Here is a 19,877-nt window from a genome sequence, read left to right on the forward strand (position 1 = left end):
TCCGCACACATCCGCCGAGTATGGATGTGCGGAACGCCCTTCTCGTTGAGCGCTGGGCGGGGCCGGGGCGGGCGTGGCGGGCGGGCCGCGCGGGCGGGGCGAGCGGGGGTCACTCCTGGTCGGCGAACTGCGTCTCGTAGAGCTCCGCGTAGCGACCGCCGGCGGCGAGGAGCTCGGCGTGCGTGCCCGACTCCACCACCCGGCCGGCCTCGAGGACGAGGATCGTGTCGGCGGCGCGCACCGTCGACAACCGGTGGGCGATCACCAACGACGTGCGATCGGCCATCGCCTCGCTCAGCGCCTCCTGGACGGCGGACTCGTTGGTGGAGTCCAACGCACTGGTGGCCTCGTCCAGCACCACCACCGACGGGGCGGCGATCAGCAGCCGCGCGATGGTCAGTCGCTGACGCTCACCTCCTGACAGCCGGTAGCCGCGATCGCCGATGACGGTGTCGAGACCGTCCGGCAGCGACCGCACGAGATCCTCGAGCCGGGCCCGGCGCAGCGCGTCCCAGACGAGGTCATCGGAGACCTCCGGCCGCGCGAAGGTGAGGTTGGAGCGGATCGTGTCGTGGAAGAGGTGGCCGTCCTGGGTGACCATGCCCACCGTGCGCCGCAGCGACGACGAGGTGACCCGACGCACGTCGAGTCCCGACACCCGCACCGCACCCGAGTCGACGTCGTACAGCCGCGGCAGCAGGGAGGCGATCGTGGACTTGCCCGCGCCGGACGACCCGACCAGGGCGATCATCTGTCCCGGTTCGGCGCGGAAGGAGATCCCGTGCAGGACCTCCTGGCCGCCGCGGGTGTCGAGGACCGCGACCTCCTCGAGCGAGGCGAGGGAGACCTTGTCCGCCGAGGGATAGGAGAACGTGACGTCGTCGAACTCGATGGTCGCCGGGCCCTCCGGGATGGCGACGGCGTCGGGGGCGTCGGAGATGAGCGGTTCCAGGTCGAGGACCTCGAAGACCCGCTCGAAGCTGACGATGGCCGTGACGACGTCCATCGGCGCGTTGGCCAGGGAGGTCAACGGGCCGTACAGGCGGGTGAGGAGCAGCGCGAGGGCCACGACGGACCCCGCGTCGAGGGCGCCGTTGAGTGCGAACCACCCGCCGAGCCCGTAGACGAGCGCCAGCGCCAGCGTGGACACCAGAGTCAGCGAGTTCATGAACACACTCATGAGCAGCGCGGTCCGGACGCCGATGCCGCGGACCCGGCCCGCGCGGGCGGAGAACTCCGCCGACTCCGTCTCGGGGCGTCCGAAGAGCTTGACCAGGGTCGCGCCGCCGGCGTTGAACCGCTCGGTCATCTGGTCGTTCATCGACGCGTTGAGATCCGAGGCCTCCCGACGGAGCCGCGCGAGCCGCTTGCCCACGTAGCGGGCCGGGAACAGGAAGATCGGCAGCAGCAGGACGGACAGGACGGTGAGCTGCCAGTTGATACCGGCCATCACGGCCAACGTGAGTACGAGCTGCACCAGGTTCGACACGACCCCGGACAGCGTGTCCGAGAACGCCCGCTGGGCACCCATCACGTCGTTGTTGAGGCGACTGACCAGCGCGCCGGTGCGGGTGCGCATGAAAAAGGCGACCGGCATCGTCTGGACGTGGTCGAACACCGCGCGGCGCAGGTCGAGGATGAGCCCCTCCCCGATCCGTGCGGACCACAACCGGGTGACGACGGCGACGATCGCCTCGATGATCCCGATCGCGGCGATGGCGAGCGCGAGGCCGATCACGACCCGGACCGGCGAGGCCTCGACGATCGCGGTGACCACGCGGCCGGCGAGCAGCGGTGTCGCCACGGCGAGGGTGGCCCCGAAGACGGAGAGCACCAGGAAGAAGACGATGCGCCGGGTGTGCGGGCGGGCGAACTGTCCGATCCTGCGGAAGTTCTCGCGGGTGAACACACTGCGGTCCAGCGCGATGTTGTTGTTCTCGGCCCGCATCAGCGTGCGCATGGCGGCCTGCTGCATCGTCACGTAGCGGTACTCCTCCCGCGCCGGAGAGGGGCCCCGACGACCGTTCGGTACAACCCGGCACGGGGCCCACGTATTCCGGCCCGCGACCGCGGTGGCGTTCCTCGTCGTCGTCGCCCCGATCCGGTCTTTGGACAAAATCTGGGGTGATGTCTAGACACGGCGGGGGAATTTGTCTAATGTCAGGGGCAACACAGTGGCATACGCCATACCCTGTTGACCCGGAGGTCGTCTGCGATGTCCAGCACCGAGTACATCAGCCCCACCGACGGGGCACCGCACACCCACCACGAGGCGGACGCCGCCGTCGAGCCCTACGCGTGGACCGACGCCAAGCGGTACCTGTGGCTGCTCGGACTCATCCCCGCGATGGGTCTGTTCGTGTCGATGCCGATCGTCGCCGGCTTCAACGCCCTCGGCTGGGGCGTGGCGGCCACCGTCGCCTGGTTCCTCCTCCCCTTCCTCGTCTACGTCGCGATCCCCCTCGGGGACCTCGCCGTCGGCGCCGACGGTGAGAACCCGCCCGACGAGGTCATGGACAAGCTCGAGGCCGACCCGTTCTACCGGTGGTGCACGTACCTGTACATCCCCTTCCAGTACGCGTCCCTCATCGCGGCCGCCTACCTCTGGTCCGCCGACGACCTGTCGTGGCTGGGCTACGACGGGGGACTCGGGATCGCCGCCTCGATCGGCGTCGCCTGGACCGTCGCGATCACCGGCGGGATCGGGATCAACACCGCCCACGAGCTCGGGCACAAGATCGCCGGCAGCGAGAAGTGGCTGTCCAAGGTCGCCCTGGCCACCACCGGCTACGGACACTTCTTCATCGAGCACAACCGCGGACACCACGCGCGTGTCGCCACTCCGGAGGATCCGGCCAGCTCGCGCTTCGGTGAGTCGTTCTGGGCCTTCCTCCCGCGCAGCGTGTTCGGGTCGCTGACGTCGGCCTGGCACCTGGAGTCCGAGCGGCTCCGGCGGCTGGGCAAGAGCCCGTGGACCCTGCGCAACGACAACCTCAACGCCTGGCTCATGACGGTCGTGCTCTTCGGCGGACTCATCGCCGTGTTCGGCTGGGAGATCGCGCCGTGGCTCATCGTGCAGGCCGTCTTCGGCTTCTCGCTGCTGGAGGTCGTCAACTACCTCGAGCACTACGGCCTGCTCCGCCAGAAGACCTCCGCCGGCCGCTATCAGCGCTGCCGCCCGGAGCACTCGTGGAACTCCGACCACCTGGTGACCAACATCTTCCTCTACCACCTGCAGCGTCACTCCGACCACCACGCCAACCCCATGCGTCGCTACCAGGTACTGCGCAGCTTCGAGCAGGCCCCGCAGCTGCCCTCGGGCTACGCCACGATGATGGTCCTGGCCTACGTGCCGCCGCTGTGGCGCAAGGTCATGGACAAGCGCGTCCTGGCCCACTACGACGGCGACATCACCCGCGCCAACATCCAGCCGTCCAAGCGCGAGAGGATCCTCGCCCGGCACGGCGCCGGGTCGACGGCGGTCGCCGAGCAGATCGTCGCGGACACCGACATCGCGACCGATCAGACCTCACCGACCGGTGAGTACGTGTGCCCCAACTGCGGGAACCACTACTCGGAGGCCGCCGGGCTGCCGCGCGAGGGTTTCCCCGCCGGGACCCCGTGGTCGGCCATCCCCGACAGCTGGCGGTGCTCGGACTGCGGCGTCCGCGACAAGGTGGACTTCCTGCCCGTGAAGTGACCCCCGCGTGCGGGGCTCCGATCGGCCCTCCGCCGCCCGGCCCACGGGATCAGGAACAATGGACACCATGCCCCGTCACCGCCCCACAAGTGACCGACGCTCCCCCGGCGACCCCCGCGGGGAGCGTCGGTCACTGCGCTCCACCGTGTTCGAGGCCATGCACGAGCTGCTGGGCTCGCACGACTGGTCCTCGGTGACCATGTCCGACGTGGCCCAGGCCGCCGGTCTCAGCCGGCAGACCCTGTACAGCACCTTCGGCAACCGTCAGGGACTGGCCCAGGCGTACGCACTCCAGCTGTCGGAGACCTTCGCCGGGGAGATCCGCGACTCGATCATCCGCCACCCGGGGCAGATCGACACCGCGCTGAACGAGGGGATCAACGGGTTCCTCCTGTCGAGCCGGAACGACCCGCTGGTCCGCGCCCTGCTCACCGGCGTCATCAAACCGGACCTCCTGCGCCTCATCACGACCGAGGCCGGGCCGCTCATCGAACGGGCCACCGAGGTGCTCACCCCCGCCCTGTCCGACAGCTGGATGCGCATCGAGGAAGCCCAGGCACGGCTCGCGGCGTCGATCATCGCCCGGATCGGCATCAGCTTCATCTCACTGCCGCCCAACGACCCCGACCAGCTGGCGTCGGGCCTCACCGAGGTCATCGCCCCGTACCTCCAGAAGGTCATTCAGGTCGACGTCCAGGGGTGAGCCCCCGGCCCCGCGGGGCCGGGGCGCTCTACGCGCCGTCGGCGATGGTCGACCGCGCACCCGGCTGTCCCGGCACCGGGACGCTCGCCTCGAGGAACAGTCCCCGCGCCTCCACGCACAGCCGGTCGCCGGCGTGGATGGTGGCGTGCGTCCACGTCTTGCGGCCGTCGACCTCGTGCACCCAGGCCCGGAACGTCAGCGGCTGGAGCAGCGGCGTGGGCGAGCGATAGTCGATCTCGTAGTGCGCCGTCATCCCGAAGCGGCCACCCCAGTGGTTGGCGAAGCCCATCATGTGGTCGATGACGAGCGCGCTGATCCCCCCGTGGACACACGCCGGCGGGCCCTGGTAGACGGGACCGAGGGTCACCTCCGCCATCACCGACCCGTCGTCACAGCCGTGGAACTGCACCGGCGGGGCGATCGGGTTCTCTTGCCCGCCGACCGGGTTCGAGCGACGGGTCCCGGCACCCGTCCACATGTTCTCCAGCCGACGTGAGGGCGATGGGACTCGCGGCTCCAGCAGATCAGCGACTTCGGCCAGGCGGTCGGCGATGTCCCCGAGCTCGACCTCGGAGTGCGCCAACGCCGCCGTCGCCTCCCGCAACCTGCGCAGTTCGGCCACCGCGCGGTCCAACTCCGGGTCCGCCGGCGGCAGCTCGGGGACGGGGATCGGGTCGAAGGAGTCCCCGAACCGGCTCCGCGCGGCGTCGAGGGAGAACTGGTCCGGATCCAACCCCGGGAGGGGTACTCCACCGAATCCGGGACGATCGCTCTGTTTGGTCATACTCTTAGAGTATGTCGACACCTGTCAATCCGAAGCCGTTCGATCCCGTTACCTATGGCCCGTGGGCCCTCGTCGTGGGCGGAAGTGAGGGCGTGGGCGCCGAGATCGCGTTCCGCCTCGCCGATCAGGGCGTGTCCTCCGTGCTCGTCGCCCGCAAGGCCGGGCCCCTCGAGGAGACCGCCGAGGCCGTCCGCGCCAAGGGCGTCGAGTGCCGGGTCGTGTCCGTCGACCTCACCGAGCCCGGCGCCACCGAGGGCATCGCCGCGGCCTGCGAGGGCCTCGACCTGGGGCTGCTCGTCCTCAACGCCGGCGCCAACACGTACGGCTCCGAGTTCGTCGAGTCCGACATGACCCAGGTTCAGAAGGTCATCGACCTCAACATCACCTCGCCGATGCAGATCATCCGGCAGTTCGGCCCCGCCCTCAAGGCCCGCGGCCGCGGCGGCATCGTGGTGATGGGCTCGATGGCCGGCTACCTCGGCCACGCCGACATGAGCGTGTACTCCGCGGCCAAGGCGTTCAGCCGGGTCTTCGTCGAGGGCCTGTGGCTCGAGATGCGGGAGCACGGCGTCGACGTCGTCGAGGTCATCCTCGGCGTCGTCCGCACCCCCGCGATGATCCGCGCCGGCCTGGACATGGACCTGCCCGGCTTCACCGTCAGCGAGCCCACCGAGGTCGCCGAGGAGGTCCTGGCGTCCATCGGCAACGGCCCGATCCACGTCTGCGGCGGCGAGAACAACCGCAAGGGCGTCGAGTTCTCCTCCGGCGTCGACCGGGGACGGATCGTGGCCGGATCCCACAAGCGGATGACGGCGCTGCGCGGGAACTGAAGTCCGACGCGACGCACGCGTCGGTGCCCGGCCGCGGATGCTCCTACGGATGTCAAGCGGCTTTGGCGAGGTCGGCGGTGGTCGGTGCTTGGGTGGCGGGGTCGCGAGCCTGTAGGTCGTTGATCAGGGCATGGTAGATCTCGCGCGCGATGTGGCGTTTGAGGCAGCGCATGATGTCTTTCTTGGACAGGCCTTGCGCGGTTCGTCGGTCAACGTAGGAGCGGGTGCGTTCGTCCCAGCGCATGCGGCTCAGTGCGATGGTATGCAGGGCGTGGTTCGCGGCCCGGTCGCCACCGCGGTTGAGTCGGTGTCGGTCTCGCCGTCCTGAAGAGGCAGGGATCGGGGCCACGCCGCACAGGTGCGCGAACGCCGCTTCAGAGCGCAGCCTGTCTGGGTTGTCGCCCGCGGTGGCCAGAAGCTGCCCGGCGACGTCAGGTCCCACGCCCATGCGGTTCATCAGGGTCGGAGCCGTCTGCGCGGTCAGGGCTTTCAGCTCGACGTCGAGGTCGGCAATCTCCTCACTCAGTGCCAGGATCCGGCGGCTCAGAATGCGTAGTGCCGCCTTGGTCGCGCCGAGGGGACTAGCGAGGTCGCCGGGACGGAACCGGGCGCAGACTACGGCCAGCTCGCGGGCGGGCAGGCCACGCAACTGGGCTCGCAATTCCTCCGGAGCGGTGATCACCAGCTGCCTGGCCTGGTTGATCGCTTGGGTGCGGGCCTTGACCGCGGAGCGCCGAGGCACACGCAAGGCCCGGACGGCCTCCACGATCCCGTCGCGGGTCTTCGGCACGCCAGTGGCACGCCCGGAGGCGACCGCGGTAGCAGCGGCATAGGCGTCTATCGGGTCGGACTTGCCCTTCATCCGCCGGGTCTTGCGGTCGGGTCGGTCGACTTCGACCACCGGTAGTCCGGCCCGGGCCAGCACCCGAGACAGCTCGGCGCCGTAGGCTCCGGTGCCCTCGACCCCAACGGCCTGCACGGTGCCGTGGCCGCCGAGCCATGAAAGTAGCTGCCGGTACCCGGAACCCGTGGCCGGGAACTCTCGGTCGGCCAGATGCCGCCCGAGGGAGTCGATCACCGCCGCGTGATGGGTCTGGCCATGCGTATCCACTCCGGCGATGACATGCACGTGCTGATCGGACATCATGGTCACTGCTGCCTTTCTCGTTGATCCCGGTGGGGCAGCACGCGCCGGCCAGGCGGGCGGACAAGACAGTGGCGGGGCTTCTGAACCAAGCTCCTATGAGGTCACAAACGCCCGTCCGGTCGCGTGCGTAGCGATCCCCCGAGCGGGCCGACAAATCCGCTTCTAGTCAGCCACCGCGACGGTCAGCCCGTGAGTCAGACCCGCCCGAAGAACCACTACACACATCATCACTGTCAGCCCTCGATGGGCCGGCCGCGGTCGGCGTCCCGGATACCCCTCGGCTCGATGAACAACGCCTCAGCCGTCGCGCAGAGGGTCTCGCCGGTGTGGAGGGTCGCGGTCGCCCAGATCTTGCGGCCCTCCACCCGTTCCTGCCGCGCCTCGAACCGCAGCGGGGCGAACAGTGGCGTCGGCGACTTATACGAGATGCGCAGGTCCGCGGTCATGCCGACACTCTCCGACGCGGCGTTCGCCAGCCCCAGCATCTCGTCGAAGATCAGCGCGACGATCCCGCCGTGGACGCAGCCGGGAGGCCCCTGGTACTCGATACCCAGGGTGAGGTCGGCCCGCACGGTCGCATCGGGGAACACCACCGGCTCCAGCGGCGGGGACACCGGGTTCCGGCTGCCGGTCGCCGGGTTGGCCGCCAGGTGCTCCGGCACACCCCAGGTGGCGTACTCCGACGGCCGCACCACGGTGCCCACGGTCTCGAGGTGCTCGACCAACCCGCGCACGGTGGCCACGGCGTCGTGGACGTCCTCGTAGACGGACCCGGCGACCAGGCCGCGGAGTCGGCGCAGCTCGCGGGCCAGCTCGGTCGCGCCGGACGCATCGGGGTCCTGGCGCAGGAAGGGAGTGCCCTCATCGCTCGCACCGGCGGGGTCCGCGGTGCCGAGGGGGCGGTCGCCCGGGGCGGTGGGGTCGGAAGGGCCGGAGTCGGTCGTCACGGCAACAGAATCTACTCTGCGCCCCGGCGTCAGCCCTCGCCCGCGCCCTCATCCCGGTGCTGCCGGTACGCCGCCACCCACTCCGCGGGCATGACGAACAGCCCCTCGGCGGTGGCGCAGAGGCGATCTCCCGCGTGGACCGCGCCCTGCGACCACACCTTCCGGCCGTCCACCCGGACCTGACGGGCGGTCACCACGATCGGCTCGAGGATGGGCGTGGGGCTGCGGTAGTCCAGGTCCAGGTACATCGTCATCCCGGTGGTCCCCGCGTGGTGGTTGACCCGGCCCAGCGCCGCGTCGAACAGCAGGGCCACGACACCGCCGTGAACACACCCCGGGGGGCCCTGGTACTCCAGCCCGAGCGTCATCTCGGCCCTGAGCGTCCCGTCGTCCAGCAACTCGAACTCGGCCGGCGGGGCGAGGACGTTGGACCGGCCGATGATCGGGCAGTTGGAGGCGTACCGACGCTCCCGCCAGTTGACCTCCTGCCGCTGCTCGGGGCTCGCCGACGCGGCCTCCAGCTCGTCGGCCACCCTGCGGATCCGATCGGTCAGCGGGCCCAGGTCGGTGTCGAACATGCCGCCGGTGGTGAGCGCGCGGATCCGGCGCACCTGCTCCACCAGGGCGTAGAGGCCGGCCTCGTCGTCGTCGTCCCTGTCGACCGGACGGCCAGTACCGCGCGCCGGGTCCAACGGCCCCAGATCCACCGTCGGCCGGTCGCGCCGCACGACGGTCACCGGCTCGACAGTCCCCGGCTCGACGGTCACCGGGTCGTTCATGCCGGCGCCGACCCGGTCACATCGCCGGCCGCCACCGCGTCGGTGACCCCGGCCGCACCGCGGCCCGCGCGCCGGCCGAAGAACGAGCCGTCGCCCAGGGACGTGCCGGAGATGTACCCGTCGCCGTGCAGACCGTGCGTGCACCGCCCGGCCGCAAACAGGCCCGCGATGGGCTCGCCCGCGCGGTCCAGCACGCGCGACTGCAGGTCCGTGTGGAGTCCGCCGAGCGTGAACCCCTGCGCCTTGAGCGGCAGGCCGTTGAAGGTGTCCGGCCCCCCGGCACCCGTCGGATAGGCACCGAACGGCGGCTCGAGCGGGCGCACCCACCGGGCGTTCTTTCCGAACTGCGGGTCCTCGCCACGCTCGGCGCCGGCGTTGTATCGGCGCAGCTGGTCGGCCAGCGCATCGGCGGGCAACCCACAGTCGGCCGCGAGCTCCTCGATGGTCTCGGCGGCGTGCATGGGCTGCATACCCCACAGCTCGGACTCCGGGACGTCCTCGATGCCCTTCTCGTCGATGATCACCCACACCGGCGGGCGGCGGTGATACACGGCCGCGTGGCAGTACAGGCCCGGGTAGACCTCCTCGTTGATGAAGCGCTGCCCGTCGCCGTCGACGAGCATCGCGCCCACCACCAGGCGGGGGATGACGAGCATCGCGGTCTCGGTCTGGTGCATGCGGCGCACGGCCGCGCCGGCCTCGATGCCCATCTCGATGCCGGAGCCGTCGTCGCGGCCGTCGGAGACCTTGTCCTTGCCCAGCTGCTGCGGCGCCCACTGTTCGAGCATCCGGTCGTTGTCCACGAACCCGCCCGTCGCCAGCACGACGCCGCCGGTGGCGCGGTACTCGCGTTCTTCGGAGAACTGCGTGGCCCGGACGCCCACCACACGTCCGTCCTCGACGATGAGCGAACGCGCCTTGACGTCGCACTGCAGGTCGACGCCGGCCTTCTGCGCCGTGGCCACGAGGGAGTCCATGAGCACGTTCCCGGCGAAGTTCGGGGCGGGCGGCCGGTGACCGCGCGCTGCCGGGGTGGCCAGGGACGCGTAGGGCTCCGCCCGCTCCCCCATCCACATCAGGCCCGAGTCGTCGCCCGGCATCCAGGTGGGGGTGTCCCACAACTTCCGGTTGAACACCGCTCCGTGCGAGATCAGCCAGTCGTGGTGCTCGACGGCCCCCGCGCAGTAGTCGGCGATCTTCGCCTCGTCGGCGTTGGGCCCGAGCGCGGCCAGGAGGAACGCGCGCATGTCCTCCTCGGTGTCGGCGATGCCCAGGGCCTGCTGGGTGGCCGTGCCGCCGCCCAGGTAGACCTCGCCACCCGACTGCGCCGAGGAGCCGCCCGGTCCGGAGGCGCCCTCCAGCGCGATGACCGTCGACCCGGCCTCGGCGGCCTCGATCGCCGCGCAGGCGCCGGCGATTCCCATCCCCACCACGATGACGTCCGCCGTCATCGCGGCGGGACGGTTGTCTGCACTCTTGTCCGTCATGGTGTGCACACTACTTGTAACGTGTTTCAGTTAGTGCATTAATGTCGGGTTCATGATTGATGGTTCCGACACCGCCCGTCTGGACGCCCTCGAGGCGAGGCTCACCTCGACCGAGAACGGTCTCGCCACCGCGCGGGCCGAGCTGGCTCGCGCGGCCGACGAGCTGGCCGTACTGCGCCTACTGGCCTCCTACTCCCCCCGCGTCGACTCCGGCGACGCCGACGGCGTGGCCGAACTGTGGACCGACGACGGCGTCTACGACGTGGACACCGGCGTACTCGAGGGGCACGAGGGGCTGCGGGAGATGGTGCACGGGGACGCGCACCAGGGACTCATCGCGCACGGGTGCGGGCACGTCCCCAGCCTGCCGTTCGTGCTGCTGGACGGGGACCGCGCGGTGGCGACCGGCTACACCCAGCTCGTGGTGCGCTCGTCGCGCCCCGGGCGCTACACGGTGATGCGGGTGACGGCGAGTCGGTGGGAGCTGGAGCGGCGCGGTCGGGTGGCCGCGCCGGACCGCGGGTGGCGGGTCGTGCTGCGCACCGCGCGCGCCGTGACCGACGACGGCGAGGGTCGGGCCCTCCTGGGACGGTCCCGCGAGAGGTAGCGTGGCAGCCATGTACCGCCGACGCCCCGCGGCCGCGAGCCCCACACCGGACCCGATCCTGCGCGCGGGCCGCCTCGCGCTGCTGACCACGTCCGCGGTCCACCTGGGGTTCCAGTCGATGGTCACCTCGGTGGTCTATCCCCAGCTGTTCGACGGTTCCACCCACGGCATCGCCGAGCGCCAGGCCGATCACGCCCGCCGCATCGCCCCCGTCGCCCTCACGCTGTACGCGACGGGCCTCGGGGCGGCGGCCTGGGCGGCCTACGGGTCGGTCCGCTCGGCCGAGCGCAGCGGTCTGGGGGCCACCCTCCTCGCGTGCGCCACGGGCGTCGCCGTCCCGGCCATCACCGCCGGAGTGGTCCCGCTACACGTGGGGATCGCCCGGGAGCAGGTCACCGGGCCGCGCATCAGGGCGCTGATGGCCACGGACCGGCTCCGCACGGGACTGGCGGCACTGGGGCTGGCGGCGGCCGCGCAGGCGCTGAGCAGTCGGGACTAGGAGACGACTCCGCCGGCTCGCCCGGGTCCCTCGGCCGCCAGGCGGTCGAGCGCCTCCCGGAACGAGGGCGCCGATCGGTCCCGGTCCGAGATCGGGCCCACCGGCAGCGGCCAGTCCAGGCCCAGCTCGGGATCATCGTGGGCCACGGAGATGTCCTCGGTCGAGTCGTGAGGCCGGTCGATCCGGTAACACACGTCCGCATACTCGGTGAGCGCCTGGAACCCGTGCAGGAACCCCGGCGGGATGTAGAGATGGTGGAAGGTCTCATCGTCCAGCGTCACGGCGATCGATCTGCCGAAGGCATCGGAGTCGAGACGGATGTCGACGATGACGTCCAGGACCGCGCCCCGCGCGCACCGGACGAGTTTGGCCTCACCCGCGCCCCGGCGACCGTGCATCCCCCGGATGGTTCCGCGCCGGGAGCGTGACTGCGAGTCCTGCAGGAATCCGGCGGACGCTCCGGGCCTGCCGACAGCCGCGTCGAAGATCTCCGCGTCGAAGGTGCGGGTGAAAAACCCCCGCTCGTCGGTGAACGGTTCCGGAACGAGGACGAGGACGCCGGGCAGTTCGGTACTTTTGACGCGCACTCCCCTATCGTGCCGCACCCGGAGGAGGACCACCATGACTTGCCGCGGATGCGGGAGCGAACGGCTGATCACGATTCTGGACCTCGGGGACCAGCCAGCCTCCGATTTCTTCCCCCCGGTCGGGTCCCCCACCGACGATCCGACCCATCCGCTCGCGATGGCCCTGTGTCAGTCGTGTGCATTGGCGCAGTTGGCGGAGGACGACACGGTCACGCAGGAACCCCGCGGCGTGGAGCCACGCGCGCTGATCGATCAGGCCGTCGACGCGGTCGGCCGAGTGGCCGCCTCAGGATGGTTCGACGGCCGATCGACCGTCCGGGAGTTCGGTAGCCCGCACGGCGGCACCTGGGTGGACCACCTGAAGTCGCGCGGTCTGCACCCCGTGAACGGGGGGCCGGCGGACGTGGTGGTCGACTGCTTCGGCATCATGCACTGCCCGGATCAACGCGCGGCCTTCGCCGACCGTCGTCGTGCGCTGGCCCCGGGGGGCGTCCTGCTCCTGCAGTTCCACTCCTTCGCCACGATCGTCGGACAGGGGCAGTGGAACGCCCTGCGCCACGGACACTTCGCGTACTACTCGACGACGTCGCTCCATGCGCTCCTGCGGGGATGCGGGTTGGCGATGCACGAGATCTGGAGCTTCGACCTCTACGGGGGCATCCACCTCGTCGCGGCGACCGCGGACCGGGACGCCGTCCTGCCGGAGCCGGTGCGGCAGATCATCGCCGAGGAGCGCCGTCTGGGCCTGCACACCGCGGAGGGCACGACCGCGCTCCAGCACTCGGCGGACAGCCACGCCACCCGCCTCCGGCGGTGGCTGGAGGACGAGCGTGCCAAGGGACACACCGTCGCCGCGTACGGTGCGGCCTCCCGGGCGGTCGCGCTCTTCGCCCGGGCGGGGATCACGCGCGACCTGCTCGCCGCGGTCGCGGACGCGTCGTCGGCCAAGCACGGTAGCCGGATGCCCGGGACCGACATCCCCATCATCAGCCCGGAGACACTCCTCGCCTCAGCGCCCGACACCGTTCTTCTGACCGTCCCGGATCTGTTGCCCGAACTGCAGCGCACCCTGCCTGAACTTTCCGGCCGGTGGGTCGTCGACGGCCCGGTCGACCGGGGCTGACAGTGATGATGTGTGTAGTGGTTCTTCGGGCGGGTCTGACTCACGGGCTGACCGTCGCGGTGGCTGACTAGAAGCGGATTTGTCGGCCCGCTCGGGGGATCGCTACGCACGCGACCGGACGGGCGTTTGTGACCTCATAGGAGCTTGGTTCAGAAGCCCCGCCACTGTCTTGTCCGCCCGCCTGGCCGGCGCGTGCTGCCCCACCGGGATCAACGAGAAAGGCAGCAGTGACCATGATGTCCGATCAGCACGTGCATGTCATCGCCGGAGTGGATACGCATGGCCAGACCCATCACGCGGCGGTGATCGACTCCCTCGGGCGGCATCTGGCCGACCGAGAGTTCCCGGCCACGGGTTCCGGGTACCGGCAGCTACTTTCATGGCTCGGCGGCCACGGCACCGTGCAGGCCGTTGGGGTCGAGGGCACCGGAGCCTACGGCGCCGAGCTGTCTCGGGTGCTGGCCCGGGCCGGACTACCGGTGGTCGAAGTCGACCGACCCGACCGCAAGACCCGGCGGATGAAGGGCAAGTCCGACCCGATAGACGCCTATGCCGCTGCTACCGCGGTCGCCTCCGGGCGTGCCACTGGCGTGCCGAAGACCCGCGACGGGATCGTGGAGGCCGTCCGGGCCTTGCGTGTGCCTCGGCGCTCCGCGGTCAAGGCCCGCACCCAAGCGATCAACCAGGCCAGGCAGCTGGTGATCACCGCTCCGGAGGAATTGCGAGCCCAGTTGCGTGGCCTGCCCGCCCGCGAGCTGGCCGCAGTCTGCGCCCGGTTCCGTCCCGGCGACCTCGCTAGTCCCCTCGGCGCGACCAAGGCGGCACTACGCATTCTGAGCCGCCGGATCCTGGCACTGAGTGAGGAGATTGCCGACCTCGACGTCGAGCTGAAAGCCCTGACCGCGCAGACGGCTCCGACCCTGATGAACCGCATGGGCGTGGGACCTGACGTCGCCGGGCAGCTTCTGGCCACCGCGGGCGACAACCCAGACAGGCTGCGCTCTGAAGCGGCGTTCGCGCACCTGTGCGGCGTGGCCCCGATCCCTGCCTCTTCAGGACGACGAGACCGACACCGACTCAACCGCGGTGGCGACCGGGCCGCGAACCACGCCCTGCATACCATCGCACTGAGCCGCATGCGCTGGGACGAACGCACCCGCTCCTACGTTGACCGACGAACCGCGCAAGGCCTGTCCAAGAAAGACATCATGCGCTGCCTCAAACGCCACATCGCGCGCGAGATCTACCATGCCCTGATCAACGACCTACAGGCTCGCGACCCCGCCACCCAAGCACCGACCACCGCCGACCTCGCCAAAGCCGCTTGACATCCATAGGAGCATCCCCGCGGGCGACGGGGTCGGAAAGTAGGAACTTTCTCACGAACAGGGGCCGGCTGAGCTATCGTGAAGTCTTCCGTACCGGACATGGGAGACGCCTCGCATGTCCTCTCAGCTTTCCGGGGGACAACATCGTGCAGTGTCGGCTCTGTGGGAACTCCACCCTTCTGAGCGTTCTCGACCTCGGTGCCACCCCACCGTGCGAGAGGTTCCTCACGGCCACCCAACTCGACGAGCCCGAGGTCACCTATCCGCTGCACATGCGGCTGTGCCCCGAGTGCCTCCTGCTCCAGATCCCCGCGCTCATCACGCCGGAGGACACGTTCACCGACTACGCCTACTACTCGTCGTTCTCCGACAGTTGGGTGGCGCACGCCAAGACCTTCGTCGACGACGCGGTCGGTCGCCTCGACCTGGGACCTGACTCCTTCGTCGTCGAGGTGGCCAGCAACGACGGCTACCTCCTGCAGCACGTCGTGGCCGCCGGTATCCGCTGCCTCGGTATCGAACCCTCCTCGAACGTCGGCGCCGCCGCCCGCGACCGCGGCGTCCCCACCGTCACGGAGTTCCTCGACCCGTCCTCGGCGCGGCGGATCAGGGACGAACACGGCCCCGCAGACCTCGTGGTGGCGAACAACGTGTACGCCCATATCCCCAATCTGCTCGGCTTCACCGAGGGGCTGCGGATCCTGCTCGCCGACGACGGCCACCTCAGTATCGAGGTCCACCATGCGCTCCACCTGGTCGCCTCCGCGCAGTTCGACACCGTCTACCACGAACACTTCCAGTACTTCACGGTCCTCGCCGCCCGGCGGGCGCTCGTGACCGCCGGTCTCGACCTCTACGACGTCGAGATGCTGCCGACCCACGGCGGGTCGATCCGACTCTGGGCGAGCCCCGCCGAGGCGGGCCGCGAGCCCGGCCCGTCGGTGCAGCGGGTCCTGGATCTCGAGGCGGATGCCGGTCTCCACCACACCGAGGGTTACCGCCTCCTCCAGCCCGCCGCGGACGAGGCTCGTCGCCGACTCCTGGAGTTCCTGCTCGAGCAGCGACGGTCCGGAGCTCGTACCGTCGCTTACGGCGCCCCCGGCAAGGGCAACACGCTGCTCAATTACAGCGGAATCCGCACAGACCTGATCGAGTACGCCGTCGACCGCAATCCCTACAAGCACGGTCGATACACCCCCGGCACCAGGATCCCGATCCACCCACCCGAACGGATCGCCGAGGACCGCCCCGACATCGTCGTCGTCCTCCCCTGGAACCTGCGCACCGAACTGGTCGAACAGCTCCGCTACGTCGGCGACTGGGGCGGACGGCTCGTCTTCCCGCTCCCCACCCTCGAAATCGTGGAACCTGCTCGCAGCGCGGTCGCAGGCCTCAACGACACCCCCTTCCTGGACGGAGCGAAGCGATGAAGGTTGTCCTGTTCTGCGGCGGCTACGGCATGCGTATGCGCAACGACGTCGGGGAAGGTCTGCCCAAACCGATGCAGATGGTGGGCCACCGACCTCTGCTGTGGCACGTCATGCGGTACTACGCCCACTACGGACACAACGAGTTCATCCTGTGCCTGGGCTACGGGGCCAAGTACATCAAGGAGTACTTCCTCAACTACAATGAGACGGAGTCCAACGACTTCGTCCTGTCGGGAGGGCAGGTCGATCTGCTCGCCTCCGACATCGGGGACTGGACGATCACGTTCGTCGACACGGGACTGGAGTCTCCGATCGGCGAACGTCTCCGCCGCGTTCGTCCCCACCTGGGCGGTGACGAGTACTTCCTCGCGAACTATGCCGACGTGCTCACCGACGCCCCGATGGACGACATCATCGAGAAATTCCACGACTCGGGGGCCCGGGCATCGATGATGGTCGTGCCGCCGCAGTCATCCTTCCACTGTGTGCAGCTGGGTCAGGACAGCTACGTCATGGGGATCACCCCGGTAGGTGAATTCCCCATCTGGGAGAACGCCGGCTACTTCGTGCTCTCCCAGTCGATCTTCGACCTCCTGCCGCCGGGCGGCGACCTCGTCGCCGACGTCTGCGGCTCCTTGGCCGGCACCGGAGAGCTGTTCGCCTACCAGCACCTGGGCTTCTGGAAGCCCGCCGACACGTTCAAGGAGAGGGCGGAACTCGACGAGGCCTACACCAAGGGCACCCATCCGTGGATGGTATGGGCGGCCGATCACGAGCGGACGGCCGAGGAGCGACGCCCGCACCCCGCTCCCGTGCCCTCGTCCACCCCCGAGGACTCGGCCGGGAGCATCCGCCGGTGATCCCGCTGTTCGCCGCCGTTCGCGAGGTGGCCGTCCTCGGCGCCCACTGCGACGACATCGCGATCGGGATGGGCGGGACCCTGTCCGAGCTGTGCTCGACCATCCCCGGACTACGGGTCCGCGCGCTCGTTCTCACCGGAGCGGGCACGTCGCGGGAGGACGAGGAGCGCGCCGCGCTCGCCGCCCTCCTGCCCGGGGCGGACCTCGAGATCACGGTCCTCGATTTCCGGGACGGACGGCTTCCCGCGTCCTGGGACCGGGTCAAGGACTCCGTCGCGGCGTTCGCCCGCGCAGGCGATCCGGACCTGGTGTTCGCCCCCCACCGGAACGACGCCCACCAGGACCATCGGCTCCTAGCCGAGGTGACGCCCACCGAGTTCCGCGACCACCTCATCCTCGGTTACGAGATCCTCAAGTGGGAGACCGATACCCCGTCACCCTCCGTGTTCCTGCCGTTCTCCCCGGAGACGGCGCAGCGCAAACAACAGGTCCTCCTCGCGCACTACCCTTCACAGCGCCACCACGACTGGTTCGGTGACGGCGAGTCGTTCGTCGCGTTGTCCCGGCTCCGTGGAGTGCAGTGCCGGGCGCCTCACGCCGAGGCTTTCGTACTAGAGAAGGCGACCATCTCGTTCACGAAGGAGTCGACATGCGTGTCTTGATCACCGGCAGTCAGGGGTACATCGGAACCGTGATGACGGAGGTCTTCGCCGCTGCTGGTCACGAGGTGATCGGTCTGGACATCGGCTACTTCGCCGAGTGTGTGATGGGCCCGCCCCCGCAGGATCCACCCACCATCGCCATCGACCTGCGGGACATCACCGTCGACGACCTCGCCGGCTTCGACGCGGTGGTTCATCTCGCCGCACTGTCGAACGACCCGCTGGGCGCGGTCGCCCCCGAGATCACGCACGACATCAACCATCACGCCTCGGTCGCCCTGGCCCGCGCCGCCAAGGAGGCGGGCGTCGGGCGATTCCTGTACGCGTCGACGTGTTCGGTGTACGGAGCGGCCGGGGACGAGCTCGTCACCGAGTCGGCGCCCCTGCGGCCGCTGACCCCGTACGCGGAGAGCAAGATCCGGGTGGAGGAGGACGTCGCCGCCCTCGCCGACGACTCGTTCGTCCCCGTCTTCCTTCGGAACGCGACGGCGTTCGGTTTCTCGTCGCGCCTGCGTGCCGACATCGTGCTGAACAACCTGGTGGGCTACGCGGTCTTCACCGGGCAGGTCAAGGTCCTGTCCGACGGGACCCCGTGGAGACCGCTCGTGCACATCCGCGACATCGCCGACGCCTTCCTGGCCTGCCTGGACGCCCCGGCCGACGTGGTCAGTGGCACGGCGTACAACGTGGGCAGCGAGGCCAACAACGTCACCGTCGCCCAGATCGCGCAGTCCGTGGTCGACGAGGTGCCCGGCGTCACGCTCGCGATCACCGGTGAAACGGGTTCCGACCCGCGGTCGTACCAGGTGGACTTCGGGGCGATCCGCCGCGACCTCGGTTTCGAGGCCCGGTGGCAGATCGCTGACGGGGCCTTCGAGCTACACCGCGCCTACGCCGCGTCGGACTTCACCGAGGAGCAGTTCTTCTCGCGGTTCACCCGGCTCGCCCGACTGCGCGACCTGCAGGACACCCGCGTGATCGACGAGGCGATGCGTCGGTACCCGGCCCTGTCGTGACCCGGCCCGGGGTCAGCGTCTTCGACCGCTCCAACGCGCTGCAGAGCGAGCTCCACCGGCTCGTCCCCGGAGGCGCCCATACCTACGCCCGGGGCTCCGATCAGTACCCGGACTCGATGGCCCCGGTGCTGTCTCGGGGACGCGGCGCGCGGGTGTGGGATGTCGACGGCAACGAGTACGTCGAATACGGGATGGGGTTGCGTTCGGTGACACTCGGTCACGCGTTCGCGCCCGTGGACGACGCCGTCCGGGCGGCGATCTCCGATGGCGTCAACTTCTCCCGACCGACCGACCTCGAGCTCCACGCGGCCAGGGACTTCCTCGACCTGGTGCCGGGTGCCGACATGATGAAGTTCGCCAAGAACGGCTCCGACGCCACCACCGCGGCGGTGCGGCTCGCCCGCGCTGTCACCGGACGCACCGGGGTGGCCGTCGCGCAGCAGCCCTTCTTCTCGGTGGACGACTGGTTCATCGGGACCACCGACATGCCCGCGGGGATCCCCGCGGCGACCACCAGCCGGGTGCGTCGGTTCCGGTACAACGACTTGCCCTCGCTGGAGGAGATACTGGTCGACGGGGATACGGCATGCGTCATCCTGGAAGCGGCGACCGGCCAGGCGGAGCCCGCCCCCGGGTTCCTCGAGGGGGTGCGCGAGCTGTGTACCCGACACGGAGCGCTACTCGTCTTCGACGAGATGATCACCGGGTTCCGGTGGTCGGCCCACGGTGCGCAAGGGGTGTACGGGGTGACCCCGGACCTGTCGACGTGGGGCAAGGGCATGGGTAACGGCTACGCCATCGCCGCGCTGGCCGGTCGGCGGGAGTTCATGGAGTTCGGCGGCCTGAACACCGACCGGGAACGGGTGTTCCTGTTGTCCACGACGCAGGGGCCCGAGCGCGTGGGTCTGGCCGCCTTCCGCGCGGTCGCCGCGGAGTACCGCAGAACCGATCCCGTGGCGGCGATGGAGGCTGCCGGAACCGCGCTCGCGGACGGGGTGAACTCGGCTGCCCGGGCCGCCGGACTCGGCGATCACCTCCGGGTCGTCGGCCGTGCCTCGTGTCTGGTGTTCGAGACCTGCGACGCCGAAGGCATGCCCTCGCAGGCCTTCCGGACCCTGTTTCTGCAGGAGCTCATCACGCGGGGGGTGCTCGGGCAGTCCTTCGTCACCTCCGCCGCGCACACCGCGGAGGACATCGACCGTACGGTGGACGCAGCCACCGCGGCGCTCGGGCCGTACGGAGACGCTCTCGCAGCCGGCTCGGTCGACGGGCTCCTGCGCGGACGGCCCGTCGCCCCCGCGATCCGCCCCTACGCCGCCCCACGCCGACTACGCCAGGACAGTGATGACTCATCACAGCAGCGACCCCGCTGACCCCCGCCGGTCGAC

General features: G+C 69.9%; 19 protein-coding genes. 12 read left to right on the forward strand and 7 right to left on the reverse strand.

Annotation, left to right across the window (positions count from 1 at the left end; all coding sequences use genetic code 11):
• Window positions 1-109: 109 nt before the first annotated feature.
• On the reverse strand, window positions 110-1,975 hold the full coding sequence (locus OVA21_RS15735; RefSeq protein ID WP_442778961.1) for an ABC transporter ATP-binding protein: 1,866 nt from the start codon (window positions 1,973-1,975) through the stop codon (window positions 110-112).
• 240 nt (window positions 1,976-2,215) lie between these two features.
• On the opposite strand from OVA21_RS15735, the gene OVA21_RS19270 reads away from it, so the two are divergent.
• Both OVA21_RS19270 and OVA21_RS15750 read left to right on the forward strand, forming a co-directional pair.
• Window positions 2,216-3,700 carry a fatty acid desaturase gene (locus tag OVA21_RS19270; RefSeq protein WP_067716525.1) on the forward strand — a complete coding sequence of 495 codons (1,485 nt, stop codon included), beginning with the start codon at window positions 2,216-2,218 and terminating at the stop codon, window positions 3,698-3,700.
• 58 nt (window positions 3,701-3,758) lie between these two features.
• Window positions 3,759-4,403, forward strand: a complete 645-nt coding sequence (locus OVA21_RS15750; protein ID WP_268092811.1) for a TetR/AcrR family transcriptional regulator — start codon at window positions 3,759-3,761, stop codon at window positions 4,401-4,403.
• Between the two features lie 28 nt (window positions 4,404-4,431).
• Here OVA21_RS15750 and OVA21_RS15755 read toward each other — a convergent pair whose 3' ends face one another.
• Entirely contained in the window at window positions 4,432-5,187 is a 756-nt protein-coding gene (locus OVA21_RS15755; RefSeq protein WP_067716530.1) for a PaaI family thioesterase, read from the reverse strand.
• Window positions 5,188-5,198: 11 nt separating this feature from the next.
• Between OVA21_RS15755 and OVA21_RS15760 the strand changes: the two genes are divergently transcribed.
• Window positions 5,199-6,017, forward strand: a complete 819-nt coding sequence (locus OVA21_RS15760) for an SDR family NAD(P)-dependent oxidoreductase (RefSeq protein WP_067719997.1) — start codon at window positions 5,199-5,201, stop codon at window positions 6,015-6,017.
• Window positions 6,018-6,069: 52 nt separating this feature from the next.
• Here the strand turns inward: OVA21_RS15760 and OVA21_RS15765 are convergent, their stop codons facing one another.
• From OVA21_RS15765 to OVA21_RS15780, 4 genes are all read right to left on the reverse strand, one after another.
• Window positions 6,070-7,161, reverse strand: coding sequence for an IS110 family transposase (locus tag OVA21_RS15765; RefSeq protein ID WP_268093173.1), 1,092 nt, complete (start codon window positions 7,159-7,161; stop codon window positions 6,070-6,072).
• Window positions 7,162-7,397: 236 nt separating this feature from the next.
• The gene (locus tag OVA21_RS15770; protein ID WP_067720214.1) at window positions 7,398-8,111 is read right to left on the reverse strand and encodes a PaaI family thioesterase; all 714 of its coding nucleotides are present in this window, start codon (window positions 8,109-8,111) and stop codon (window positions 7,398-7,400) included.
• Between the two features lie 29 nt (window positions 8,112-8,140).
• Complete coding sequence (locus tag OVA21_RS15775; protein WP_119192996.1) at window positions 8,141-8,890, reverse strand: PaaI family thioesterase; 750 nt, start codon at window positions 8,888-8,890, stop codon at window positions 8,141-8,143.
• Entirely contained in the window at window positions 8,887-10,377 is a 1,491-nt protein-coding gene (locus OVA21_RS15780) for an FAD-dependent oxidoreductase (protein ID WP_268092812.1), read from the reverse strand. Before OVA21_RS15780 ends, OVA21_RS15775 begins: the two co-directional genes overlap by 4 nt.
• Window positions 10,378-10,429: 52 nt before the next feature.
• Between OVA21_RS15780 and OVA21_RS15785 the strand changes: the two genes are divergently transcribed.
• Window positions 10,430-10,984, forward strand: coding sequence for a nuclear transport factor 2 family protein (locus tag OVA21_RS15785; protein ID WP_268092813.1), 555 nt, complete (start codon window positions 10,430-10,432; stop codon window positions 10,982-10,984).
• Window positions 10,985-10,994: 10 nt separating this feature from the next.
• Window positions 10,995-11,483 carry a hypothetical protein gene (locus OVA21_RS15790; protein ID WP_185952118.1) on the forward strand — a complete coding sequence of 163 codons (489 nt, stop codon included), beginning with the start codon at window positions 10,995-10,997 and terminating at the stop codon, window positions 11,481-11,483.
• Here the strand turns inward: OVA21_RS15790 and rfbC are convergent.
• On the reverse strand, window positions 11,480-12,070 hold the full coding sequence (gene rfbC / locus OVA21_RS15795) for a dTDP-4-dehydrorhamnose 3,5-epimerase (RefSeq protein WP_163376732.1): 591 nt from the start codon (window positions 12,068-12,070) through the stop codon (window positions 11,480-11,482). The genes OVA21_RS15790 and rfbC overlap by 4 nt on opposite strands.
• Before the next feature lie 34 nt (window positions 12,071-12,104).
• Here rfbC and OVA21_RS15800 point away from each other — a divergent pair, with 34 nt between their 5' ends.
• From OVA21_RS15800 to OVA21_RS15830, 7 genes are all read left to right on the forward strand, one after another.
• Window positions 12,105-13,193, forward strand: a complete 1,089-nt coding sequence (locus OVA21_RS15800; RefSeq protein WP_268092814.1) for a class I SAM-dependent methyltransferase — start codon at window positions 12,105-12,107, stop codon at window positions 13,191-13,193.
• Window positions 13,194-13,429: 236 nt separating this feature from the next.
• Entirely contained in the window at window positions 13,430-14,521 is a 1,092-nt protein-coding gene (locus tag OVA21_RS15805; RefSeq protein WP_202959131.1) for an IS110 family transposase, read from the forward strand.
• A gap of 146 nt (window positions 14,522-14,667) precedes the next feature.
• Window positions 14,668-15,951: a class I SAM-dependent methyltransferase gene (locus OVA21_RS15810; RefSeq protein WP_268092815.1), complete on the forward strand. Its 1,284-nt coding sequence runs from the start codon at window positions 14,668-14,670 to the stop codon at window positions 15,949-15,951.
• The gene (locus tag OVA21_RS15815; protein ID WP_163376729.1) at window positions 15,948-16,811 is read left to right on the forward strand and encodes a glucose-1-phosphate cytidylyltransferase; all 864 of its coding nucleotides are present in this window, start codon (window positions 15,948-15,950) and stop codon (window positions 16,809-16,811) included. Before OVA21_RS15810 ends, OVA21_RS15815 begins: the two co-directional genes overlap by 4 nt.
• Window positions 16,808-17,473, forward strand: a complete 666-nt coding sequence (locus OVA21_RS15820) for a PIG-L deacetylase family protein (RefSeq protein WP_163376728.1) — start codon at window positions 16,808-16,810, stop codon at window positions 17,471-17,473. Before OVA21_RS15815 ends, OVA21_RS15820 begins: the two co-directional genes overlap by 4 nt.
• Entirely contained in the window at window positions 17,461-18,489 is a 1,029-nt protein-coding gene (locus OVA21_RS15825; RefSeq protein ID WP_163376727.1) for an NAD-dependent epimerase/dehydratase family protein, read from the forward strand. Before OVA21_RS15820 ends, OVA21_RS15825 begins: the two co-directional genes overlap by 13 nt.
• Window positions 18,486-19,862, forward strand: coding sequence for a glutamate-1-semialdehyde 2,1-aminomutase (locus OVA21_RS15830; protein WP_163376726.1), 1,377 nt, complete (start codon window positions 18,486-18,488; stop codon window positions 19,860-19,862). Before OVA21_RS15825 ends, OVA21_RS15830 begins: the two co-directional genes overlap by 4 nt.
• Window positions 19,863-19,877 lie beyond the last annotated feature (15 nt).

Source organism: Dietzia sp. SL131 (assembly GCF_026672565.1).
Classification (GTDB): domain Bacteria; phylum Actinomycetota; class Actinomycetes; order Mycobacteriales; family Mycobacteriaceae; genus Dietzia; species Dietzia kunjamensis.

What these genes read in the sequence shown, in the direction of transcription:
- OVA21_RS15735 (WP_442778961.1), bottom strand. Translation starts at nt 1,975, where the DNA reads ATGCAGCAGGCCGCCATGCGCACGCTGATGCGGGCCGAGAACAACAAC.
- OVA21_RS19270 (WP_067716525.1), top strand. Translation starts at nt 2,216, where the DNA reads ATGTCCAGCACCGAGTACATCAGCCCCACCGACGGGGCACCGCACACC.
- OVA21_RS15750 (WP_268092811.1), top strand. Translation starts at nt 3,759, where the DNA reads ATGGACACCATGCCCCGTCACCGCCCCACAAGTGACCGACGCTCCCCC.
- OVA21_RS15755 (WP_067716530.1), bottom strand. Translation starts at nt 5,187, where the DNA reads ATGACCAAACAGAGCGATCGTCCCGGATTCGGTGGAGTACCCCTCCCG.
- OVA21_RS15760 (WP_067719997.1), top strand. Translation starts at nt 5,199, where the DNA reads ATGTCGACACCTGTCAATCCGAAGCCGTTCGATCCCGTTACCTATGGC.
- OVA21_RS15765 (WP_268093173.1), bottom strand. Translation starts at nt 7,161, where the DNA reads ATGTCCGATCAGCACGTGCATGTCATCGCCGGAGTGGATACGCATGGC.
- OVA21_RS15775 (WP_119192996.1), bottom strand. Translation starts at nt 8,890, where the DNA reads ATGAACGACCCGGTGACCGTCGAGCCGGGGACTGTCGAGCCGGTGACC.
- OVA21_RS15780 (WP_268092812.1), bottom strand. Translation starts at nt 10,377, where the DNA reads ATGACGGACAAGAGTGCAGACAACCGTCCCGCCGCGATGACGGCGGAC.
- OVA21_RS15785 (WP_268092813.1), top strand. Translation starts at nt 10,430, where the DNA reads ATGATTGATGGTTCCGACACCGCCCGTCTGGACGCCCTCGAGGCGAGG.
- OVA21_RS15790 (WP_185952118.1), top strand. Translation starts at nt 10,995, where the DNA reads ATGTACCGCCGACGCCCCGCGGCCGCGAGCCCCACACCGGACCCGATC.
- OVA21_RS15800 (WP_268092814.1), top strand. Translation starts at nt 12,105, where the DNA reads ATGACTTGCCGCGGATGCGGGAGCGAACGGCTGATCACGATTCTGGAC.
- OVA21_RS15805 (WP_202959131.1), top strand. Translation starts at nt 13,430, where the DNA reads ATGTCCGATCAGCACGTGCATGTCATCGCCGGAGTGGATACGCATGGC.
- OVA21_RS15815 (WP_163376729.1), top strand. Translation starts at nt 15,948, where the DNA reads ATGAAGGTTGTCCTGTTCTGCGGCGGCTACGGCATGCGTATGCGCAAC.
- OVA21_RS15825 (WP_163376727.1), top strand. Translation starts at nt 17,461, where the DNA reads ATGCGTGTCTTGATCACCGGCAGTCAGGGGTACATCGGAACCGTGATG.